The sequence below is a fragment of the Maribacter sedimenticola genome, from assembly GCF_900188415.1.
Lineage (GTDB): Bacteria > Bacteroidota > Bacteroidia > Flavobacteriales > Flavobacteriaceae > Maribacter > Maribacter sedimenticola.
The window spans coordinates 80,880-92,123 of record NZ_FZNV01000011.1; the positions used below are offsets into that span (position 1 = coordinate 80,880).

Below are 11,244 nucleotides of genomic sequence, written 5' to 3' on the forward strand. Positions count from 1 at the left end.
TTTAGTATAATACAATAGGCAAATACCTCCATTCATTTTCAGCTTTAGAGTAGGTTACTTCTTCTAATAAAATTAAATAATAGCGTTGGCTTGTGAAAATAACTTACCAATAAACAATAGTGAAACTTACAAAAAAGCGCCTGCAGGGTAGTGAAATTTGTGTTATATACACATACAATTCTAAAACACGGGTTAGAAATTACCTTCTTTTACGGTAAGGAATTTAATACTATTACATGATACCAGTATACATGACAAGAGTATGAAAACGTAGGTTTGCTTCATTAGATTTGGTTTTCTTATTTAATTATTTCCCTATTTTAAAGGAAACCAAAAATTCAATTGTGCCTTTATGGACATCAATTTGCATCTTTATTACAACGAAATAAATGGTGAAGTGTTGTATTTAAGCCACTTAAAATACAATCAGCGTTTTAAGGTAAAATGCCCGGTCATTGTCTGATCAGTACCATATTGATAGTTAAACCAATAATCCGATGCGGGCAACGGATTTCCATTATAGCTTCCATCCCACCCTTTTGAATTGGGGGATACTTGTACTATGAATTTACCGTAGCGGTCATAAATGAACAACCGAGACGCCGGATAAAGCTCCGCACCAATGATGTTCCAAAATTCATTATTTCCATCTCCATTTGGGGTAAAAAAACGTTGATAGCCAATAGCGATTATTTCTTCCGATATAACCCTGCACTCCAATAAATCTCTAACAAACACTGTATGCTTTCCAGGGAAGACCACAAATTTATTACTGGCTTGATAGTTTTCACCATCTACAGAATACTCAAAAGGCCCTGTACCTGTTGCCGTAACTGTAATATCTATCTGATCTGAAAACCCGTTGACCTCAACTTCCATGCTTTCCGGTGCCCCAGATGATAACACCTCAAATGAACGGGAGTTTTCACAACGTACCCCATTTGTAGTTTTTCTTACGATTAATTGATATGTACCCAAAACAGAAACATTAAAATTTCTGTTAGTACTTAATTCTACACCTTCGGAACTTTGCCAAGACCAACTCTCAAAATCACCTCCATCTAAAATCAAATCCGGACTATCGGGACAAATGACATAGCGTTCTTCCATGTTCATTTGTGGGAGTGGGTTCACGATTAGATTAAAACTGGACACATCAAAACAACTTTCCAAATCAGTATGCTGAACACGCGCCCAAAGGATTTCGTTTAGATTGGTATTTTGGTAATTGGCCGTGGAAAGAGGAGCAATGTTGTTCAATGCATCGTTCTCGGAACCATGGTAGCTGACATCATAATACAATGGGTCCTGACCGTTCAACACTTCAGCATCCTTTTCGGAAAGGTCAAAATAGTAGCGTCCCGCTTCATCCGTATCACAAATAATAATGTCCGATGCCGTATAAGCCCTTGGAGTATCAAACACCTGTAATTGAAAGGATGATACCGAATAGCATTGGGCATTGTTCGAATTTTCCAATCGGAAATAAATGGTCTGGGGATTGCTTATATTTTGGTAATTCCCTGTAATCCCATTTTGTGCCGTTTCTGCATCCGTTTGTGAGACGTAAAAAGAAATATTTGTTCCTGTACTTCCGCTTAGAATTTCGGTTTCCTTTTTGGAAAAGTCGAAAAGATAAATACCGTCATTATTATCATCGCATACCTGCCAATCGGCCACTTGTGGTACTGCGGGCGTATCATAAATGTTCAAATCAAAGGAGGTGGTAGCGTAACAGGACGTATCCGAAGCATTTTCTACCCGAACATAAATCGTATTTTGATAGGAAGGGCTCAAATAAGAATCCGCATTCAGGGGATTCTCTCCGCTATCCGCGTCCGCTTGAGTTTCGTGATAGCTAAGGTTTAAACTATTCGGGTTTTGGGCTCCAATAATTTCGGTCTCTGTTTGTGTCAGGTCAAAAATCGCTTGCCCATCGTTGTTTTCATCACAAATCGACAGGTCGGCCGGTTGGTTGGCCGTTACTCCATGAATCACTTCAATAACAAAACTTCCCGTTCGGTAACAGTCCGTATAGGTGCTATTCTGAAATCTAACAAATATCGTTTCTGTAGCTGCCGTATTGGTATAGTTTAGGGGCAATGCATTCGTCCCGGCATCGGCATCTGCTTGGGAGGCGAAATACAGGATTTCAAACTTGGTTTCGTCCTGTCCGTTGAAAATCTCTGTGTTCTTTTGGGAAAGGTCAAAAGTGAAAAAACCGTCCGTATCATCGTCACAGACCGTCCAATCTGTAATAGTGTCAACTAAGGGTGCTTCCCGGGCAATTATGTTAAATTGGGTAGTGGCATAGCATTCTTGGTTGTTATTATTCGTGACTCTTGCAAAAACCGGAGTCGTTCCATAATCAAAGGAATGGAGTGATGTCAAGGCATTACTGTTGGTATCCGCATCGGCCTGAGATAAAAAATAGGTTACGCTAAAATCGTTAGGATCCTGGGCACCCAAAACCGCTGAATCAAATGAGGGCATGTCCAAATTATAACCCCCATACGAAGTGCATCCCACCAAATCCCCGGGCGTGTTGGCTATCACCTGGTCAATGACCTCCAATTGAAAATTACCCACTTCATAACATTCGGGATAGGTGGCATTTTCTATTCTGAAATAGATAATTTCGGTCGGATTCGTGTTCGTATAATTGTTGGGCAAGGGATTCATGTTAGCATCCGCATCTGCTTGTGAAGCATGGTAGCTCACGTTTACACTTATCATGGCTGGCGCAATCAGATCATCCCAATAACTTAAATCGAAAGTAAAAAGCCCATCACCGTCATCATCGCAAACTGTACTATCCGGAACGGCCAGCAAATCTGGAGTACGTTTTATCAAAATATCAAATTCGGTACTAGCCGAACAACTGGTGTTCAAACGATTGGTGACTTTTACGTAAATGGTCGTTGTACCTAAATCAAAAATCTCGGTTGAAGTTAACGGATCCAAATTAGCATCCCTATCAGTAGCCGATGAAAAATACTGTAACTGAAAATCATTGGGGTCCTGTACCCCTAAAATTTCAGCTGTTTTGGTGGTGACATCAAAAGGAAAGGTATCAGCAACATGGCAAACCTCCTCATTGGTTGCCACATTGGCGGTTGGCACCTCATAAATAGTGATGTCCTTGGATTCCGTCTTTGTATCCGCTGTAGTGGTGACCGTAACGCTTACAGGGTAGGTCCCAGCCGCTGCATAGGTGTGAATTGGGGTTTCCAAAGTGGAGGTGTATCCATCCCCAAAATCCCAAGCAATACTTAAAATGGGGTCCGTGGAGGTCACCTCAAATTCGGTGGCATCCCCCAAACAAAAATTCCGTGCCCGCAAGCCCACCACAAAAAAGGATTGGATAAAGGGCGGTAATCCCAACCGACTTATACCGCTTGCTAATGGAACGGCATCCGGTACATAATTACAGGCCAAACCTCCCAAATTAGGATCATTTATAACACTTAAAGCATTTTGATATGCCTCTGCAATATAAATTTTACCATCAATACCCAATTGAATTGCGCCTTCAGGACCAGGTCTCATAGGGGCGATTTCAACGCCCGAAGCTAAAATAGTCGCTTCCGAATAGGTAGAGAGGTCAAATTGGTGAATATTATGCTCCGATGTCCAATTCCGGTAAAAATTTGACGAGGTAATATATAGTTTGCTACTATCCGTGGAAAATTCCACTCCATAGGAGCTATTCAAAACCGTATTAGTAGAGGCGGGAAAATACGGATTCAATTCAATAAAATCACTTACCTGTCCCGTAAGCGTATCAAAACGAAACAAATGACGATCCCTTCCCGTCCCAGTTACGTAGGCCAAGAACTGCCCATCCGGTGATATTTTCATATAACCACCAACTCCCCGTGCTCCCGAATGTAAGGGCAAATTTTCTCCCACAGCTGAAACTACAGGGGTTGTTACTAGCCCTGTTGGGGTTACCAAATAGGCCAAAAATTGGTCATTTCCATACGTATGCACCAGCACCCAAATATCCGTCCCATTGGCGTGTTCCACGGCCGTTAGTTTCTCGGCAACAGGGGTGGTCAAGGGTATGTTCTTTAGGGTAACGTCTCCCAAGCCCCCATTCGATGTCATATCCACAACGCTATATTGAAAGCCATTGGGCCCTCCCAAATCGTCAACTGTAAATACATAATACAGATCCGGGTTGCCAGGATCCGGTACCACAATGGCCGACTGTGAACTGGAGAAATCCCCTAAAAGTCCCGTACCATTGGGCATAGGGTTGTGAGTACGGTCCCAAACGGTTACCCCACTGGTGTAAAACAGCAGGTTACCATTACCATCCGAAATAGTGGCACAGCCCTCTTGGGTAATCATGGCCCCATCCGTTAAGGCCACGGGTGCACCGGAGTTAAAATCCAGCCCGGCATTTTCGCCAAAATACCAAATGGCCGCCTCGTTTTGGGCCATAGCCTTAAACGGTAACCAACATAGTAGAATGATAATAAGTAGGTGTCTCAAAATGTGAACAATTCTATTGGGGCGTTAAGATATTGGGCAACTAGTTACAAACACAATTTATACGGTCTATAGCCGGAAAGAACGACCATTTATAAACGTTCCTATTAAAACCGAAGACCAGCTCCTAATTTTATAATATTTGCCGTATTAAAAAAACTGTTATCTATGTTTGGATTGTCCCTAGATACATTTAAATAGTCAAAGGATACAAATACAAAGAAATTATTGGTAATATCATAGGCGGAACCTATGTTTATATTTATCCCTCCGGTACTATCGCTGGTATCTGGGGTTTGGTCACTTTCTGCTTTAAACTTAGAGGTCAAAAACGAATAGCCAGCACCCACAAATGGACGAAAGCCCAGCAAAATTTGAGAGTTCAACTCCCCAAACACCCTTGGCTGTATGAGAATCACCTGTTCTTTGTACGAAAAAGTACTCAACGTATTATTCCTGTTAAAAAAATTAGCGTTGCCGGATACTCCAATATTAACCGGCCCTGCTTCTAAAAAGCGATACTGTGCCCCAACGTCAATTATACTGGAATACTGCTCCAAAAAATTATCCCCTACAGCAATGGGATAGCCTAAAGTGGCACTGAACTTGGCATCTTGGGCATAACTGGTCAAGCATGCAAAAAGAAAAATTAAAAAAAAGTTTACTTGTTGTTTCATGGTTAGTAGTTGTTTAAAGTTGATATTTTTTCTATAATTTGTTTTTTTACTGTATTTACCGCAGTAATTCTGCTACTGCGGTGTGGAATTATTTAGGTTTACACTTCTATTACATTAAATATACCTTACTTTATACGGCACGAGCAAGATACTCGCGCTAGCGGGGGAATGCAATGGTCATGTTTTTCTATAAACCATCTTAGGCTCTATATTATCCCTTGGAAAAATCATTTTTAGTCACAGACACCATGTATCATTTCCTCCTTATCAAGAATGTAAGGAGATTTTATAATTTCAATTTTTTCCATGTCTTTCTTACACACAAAACAATGCCAAGTAATGCCGTCTTCTAACTTTAGATTATTGTCGTAGGTGTCCATGGCATCAAAATCAAAAAGTAAACCCTTACTTTTTAATTCTTCAATGATTCTATCTTTTTCCTCTTCGGTAAAATTTTGATCACCACCATAGTAAAAAATATAGTTACCCTCATATTCTTCAACCCTATACGGCAAATGATTCTCTGTTACAAATCCGTATGGATATATGGAAAAATAGAATGTTTCAGAATCGTTGTTTTCTTTTAGCTGTGCAATGACATTAAACTTACCTTTATCTTTATGCTCTACGAAGTACATCTTGGCCGTCTCGTAAATTTTAAGTTCTCGAGTAGACCATTGTTTATACTTATCGTTTTTGCAGCTTTGTAAAGCGAACATAAAAAGACCTCCTAAACAAAAAATCTTAATATTTCTGTATTGGCGCATTATTTCCCAAAATAAAGTGATTACCATTTCTGTCAAAAGTTGATAGACCTTGTCTTCTACTTAAAATGAATCCCTGATTAAGACCCAATACTTTCAAAGTATTGATATCTGCATCAGAGGGTTTACCATAACCATATCCTTTCTTCAATCCTGGATGGCTATGAAACTTACTTACTATTTGATAAAAAGTTCCTCCTGTTTTTAAAATATTTGTTTTAGGATCGTAACTGCCTCTAAAACGAGGAAAAGAATTTGTACTATGGAACGTGCTTTCTGAATATCTATTGAGAAACAGACCGAAAGATCCCTGCTCTCCTGTAGAATATATAAGTCCGCCTATTTCCTTTTGCTCAAAAACGGATAAGTCAGAGACAAAATTCAGGTAATCGTAAAAATCTACTAAGTCTTTGGCCACAACATTTAGACCATTTTCCCTAATATTAAGCCCATTACCTAAAAAACCCTTATTTACAGTACCAATAACCGATTCTCCAAAAACATCACCATCAAAATTAGCATATTCACCTTCTTTCAAAACTATATCAAAAGGGTCATCGGTACGTTCTTTTAAAACTAAAGTGCCATCGCTTGTCAATTCATATATATCCTCTACCTTACCCCCGTCTGGATCAATCCCATTGATGGGATTGTTCCCCATACCAAGGTACGGTGATGCAAATTGTTGGGCAGGATCAGTAGTTAACCACCTACCTATTCTAGCATCCCATAAACGCAGTTCAAAAGCCTCTTTACCGGTTTCAGTATCCTTTTCCTGTCCTTGGTAGGCATAGCGGTATTGGTTAGCTCCTGTCATATCTCTCCCAAGCATAGGCATACCAAAGGGGAAATAATCTGTGACGCCTTCTAAATTAGCATTAGTCCCACTTTTAGTAAATACAGCCCGTACGTTGCCCAAATGGTCCGTGATCTCATAGACATATTGTTTTGCATTACCTGTTCCGTTATAAGCCACACCAACACGACCAGCACCGTAAATGGGTTGTTCCTTTAAAGCTATACTTCCCTCGTAGTCATCGTAAATAGCCATGACCTGTCCAGATACGTCCCGTACATAATACGTGTTCTGAATGGAGGTCCCATCATAAGGATTAAAAGATTCCTTGCGTATCCTATGGTTTCTATCGTTATAATAAAATTTTACCACTGTATAGGGTCCATTTTTAACCTCGGTCTCCAGACCGCTCGTATTATAAATATAGGTAATTTGTTCAGAATTATCGTACACGAGTTGTCCAATTTCATTGTATTCATAATTATTGCCCGTTTGGTTGTCAATATCATCATTGGCAACCACATTGTCATCCACCGTGTCCTCTACCCGTAACAATTGGTTGGGCTTATCCGTCTTGTAGGCATAGGTAAGATTATCCATAGGACCCTGTGCATTACGTACAAGACTCTGGATATTACCATTCACATCATAGGTGATGTTGGTAACATCATAGTCGCCACTACTTGAACCACCCACATTTGGAACAATGCGTACCGTTATGGCACTCCCCTCTTGGGCATGGAAGCCATCTTTAAGGGTATAGCTTTGGGTAGCCTCCAAAATATCGCTTTGACCATTGGTATATACCGTAGTGCTTTCATCATTGGCCAATAAGCCGGAACTTGTATCCGTATTTCCTGGATCAAAGTTCGCTGATTTCAGCCAGTTGTTACGGTCATATTCGTAGACATACTCACTCGCTTCGGCTCCTCCATAAGGACCCGCATTTTTCCAACGGATACTTTTAATGTTCCCGTTCAGCTTGTCCGTACCATATTGCGATTGTCTAATATTCGTATTGGAAGTACGCATGTAATCGCCCACATGGTAGTCCAACTGCATCCCGAATAAGTCATTACTATCACAGGGGTTACCAAATTCATCTTTACATATATCGCTTTCAGGACTCAATGAAGGGTGATTCAACGACTTGAGTTTCCCATCCAAACTGTATACATAATCCAACCCTTGAACGCCACCGGCCAACTCGGTACGTTTGAGTTCCCCGGTTTCATAGTAGAAATATTTGGCATGAGTTTCCCAAGGCCCTAGGATATCTACCGATGTAAGTACCATACTCAATTGGTTGGCTTCATTATAAGTATACCAATGAATAAATTCATCCGTTTCACCTTTTTGATAGTGGACGTATTCTACCAGTCCTGTAATTGGGTTATACTCATAATCAATAGTTTTTGTTCCCAAAACCGCAATGTCCTGAACCAGCCATTTAACCCGACCATAGATATCGTATCCATACCAAGTAGTCGCATTTTCATTGGTTGTTTTGTATACATTGCCAGAAAGAAACGTGGGCTTATAGGTATTTACTATAGAAGCCGGTAAACTACTTACCATATCATCCGGCTTGCCATCCACATTTGTATCTACATACGCATCATAGACCGTATATTGTACTTCGGAACAATTTGCATCGGTCATTCCATCCAATACATCTATCAAATCCTTAAGGGATTGATTGAAGGGATCCGTTACATCCGTAACATTTTCTGAGGTCACATAGGTTCCTAAATAGCCGGAAACATCCGTATACACCCCACTCTCTACAGGCCTACCTTTTGCATCGTAGTTGGTATAGGAAAATTGGCCGTTCTTCCATTGTAAACTGTTGATGGAGAAACGAATCTGGCCATCCTCTCTGTAAAGGAACCAGGCATCCCCTTCATCCGGACTTTGGGTATACACCAATTGCCCTAGGGTATTATACCTGTACTTAGTTTCCAATTTATTACCGTCACCATCGACCAAAGGTTGGAAGGAACTAGTCAATCGACCCACCTCATCATAAATATTAAGGCTGTAGTCATAATAATTAGTCTTGTAGGTTACTGTAAGATTTCCAGGAACATAACTATCCATATTATTTACAGAAACCCTATAAAATCCATTTGGCAACGAAGTGGATGCAGTAACCGTGCCCTCCGTAATAAGGTCATACACCGTGTATGCAGCCGTACCGTTAACGGTAAAGCCCATGCCGGAACCTTGAGGGACATGAATATCCACATACCCTTGTTCATTGATTGAAATATTGTGGGACTCTGTTGGACCTTCCGTTCCGCTACGGGCAGCCGCCAATGTCTGTCCATCCGAGTCGGTGAAAATCACATTTTCAAAACCTCGTACATCCCTAGCAATGGTTTTAAAGATTTTGCGACTATCATACTCGGTAGCTGTTTCTCCAAAGGCTTCAGCCGTGGACAATTCTGTTGAGGCCCTCATAGCGTAGGTATAATTGTGAACCCAATCGTCGCCGGCTTCATCTATCTGTCCACTTTCGTTGGTATCCATTTTATTACCACCCACCGATCTTAATACTGCGCCAGGATTAAGGGTACTATAAATGGAGCTTACATAAGGGCGCGTTGTAACATCCTGATACAACTCCCGATTGTTATTGTCACTATAATACCACCCCAAAGAACCGACCGTTGAACTACCGACCATATTTGGGTTTTCCAGATTAGAACCGGAAAAATTACTTTGGTTAAACTCCGATGTATTATCCGTCTGCTGTACAAAACCTTCCTTGTACTCAAAATTATTTCCGGCACGTACAGGGGCGGACAAGGTTTGAAGCGCTGCTCTACCCTCCGCATTATATTTTGTCTCTGAAGCCCAAGTATCATTGGTCTTTATATCCCAACTCTGGGACTGTACTGGCTTGCCCATGTCATCATAATAGGATTTGCCAGCAGCCTTTAAGGTTAGGGTGACATCAAATGATTTTGTAGTTATGGTATTCCAATTTTCAGGAGCGATACCATCCGGGCAACCATTTGAATAGCTTGGAGCCGGGTCATCCGGACATAGGTCTTCGTTATTTGGCACCCATGTAATACCATCCCCAAAATCCGGGGCATCGCAACCAATCTCGGGACTTCCGTATACATCCCCTTTTCCATCACCATCAGAGTCCGGGTACCACGAGGTATTACAAGTAGGTTGTATTACCAAAAAGGAAACACCCATACCCACATACGTGTATGTTCCATTATCATATATCTCTATCATAGGAGCCAATATTGTATCATGTGAACTTCCCGTTGTATTGTCATTTACAGATAATGTAAATACCCCACTACCCTGTGGTATTATGCTTAACCAACCGTCAAAACTTGCGGTTTCATCATACGGATGTCTGAGAACTATGGTTCCACTGGGGCAATCCCCGCTGTAATTCACCGTAACCGTTCTTGTATCGGTAAATGGTGAAAACGTTATGTTGGGGATATTATCTGCGACACACGGATCTGGGTTAGGGTTGACAGGTGGTGCACCCCTTCTAACGGTTATACCAAAACCAGTTGTTGCAGAAGCAGAATTTCCGTTGACCGTAACATTGACCATAACATCCTTTGCCTCTGTACCTGGTTGGCAAATAACATTGAAGGTGTTTGGACTGGTTTGAACTATTTCTAGCCAATCACTGTAAGCACTATAGTCTTGAATATCAATACTATAACCAGAACCACAGTTTGGAAAATTGTAAACAACTACTTCACTGTTGCCTCCACTACTTGGATATTCCACAATTTGGTTAGTCACAGATACCCCATCCAAACAGCTTGGGTTGCAACCGTTGGTACCATCATCATCGTTAAAATAATTCGGACAATAATCAGGAACTGGTTGAGGATCGGAAGTCCAATTCCCAGCTGGTTTCTGACACTGTTGAACTTCTTGCCAATCTGGATCCTTATAACCATCATTATCGGAATCCGAATACCAAGTAGTATCTGGGTTAACCGTAGCATCGTCATCATCACAATCGCCAAGTGGCTTTACCGTAGTACCGTAACCACTACCTGGTGAAGTACATTGTTGAACGGTTAATATAGCATAGCCATCATTGTCCGCATCCAGATACCATGTGGGCATTTCATCAAAAGTGTACGTAACAGAAGCTGATTCATCGCTCCAACATCCAGACGAGGTATTTCTGGACCTTAGGTAATAAACGGAACCACTTGTGAGCGTTATTGTTTCGTTCGAATTTGCAGTACTTGTTCCTGAAGCACTGCTCTGCCAATACCAAACATTACCGTTGCCTGAATATTGATCGTACAGAATTCTTTTCAAAGTGACGCTGTTACAGTTCTGGGAATCCACTGTGGGGGTCTGTGGAGTCCCGGGCAAATAATTAATAGTATAGGATACAACAGTTGCATTGCTCCAACAATTTGTTGAATTATTTCTTGATCTCAAATAATATGTACTACCGGAAGTCAAGTTCACCGTAAGCGACGAATTCGATGTATTTGTCCCG

The 11,244-nt window shown here is 41.1% G+C and carries 4 protein-coding genes; all 4 read right to left on the reverse strand.

What is annotated here, in order from left to right; all coding sequences use genetic code 11:
- Positions 1-426 precede the first annotated feature (426 nt).
- Positions 427-4,500 (reverse strand): T9SS type B sorting domain-containing protein, encoded by a 4,074-nt coding sequence (locus CHB68_RS17980; protein WP_143815237.1) that lies wholly within the window; start codon positions 4,498-4,500, stop codon positions 427-429.
- A gap of 104 nt (positions 4,501-4,604) precedes the next feature.
- Positions 4,605-5,174, reverse strand: a complete 570-nt coding sequence (locus tag CHB68_RS17985) for an outer membrane protein (protein WP_089263244.1) — start codon at positions 5,172-5,174, stop codon at positions 4,605-4,607.
- Between the two features lie 233 nt (positions 5,175-5,407).
- A complete protein-coding gene (locus CHB68_RS17990; protein ID WP_089263246.1) occupies positions 5,408-5,968 on the reverse strand; it encodes a hypothetical protein in 561 nt (186 codons plus the stop codon).
- Complete coding sequence (locus CHB68_RS17995; RefSeq protein ID WP_179213232.1) at positions 5,919-11,183, reverse strand: RHS repeat domain-containing protein; 5,265 nt, start codon at positions 11,181-11,183, stop codon at positions 5,919-5,921. The genes CHB68_RS17990 and CHB68_RS17995 overlap by 50 nt, the downstream gene beginning before the upstream one ends.
- Positions 11,184-11,244 lie beyond the last annotated feature (61 nt).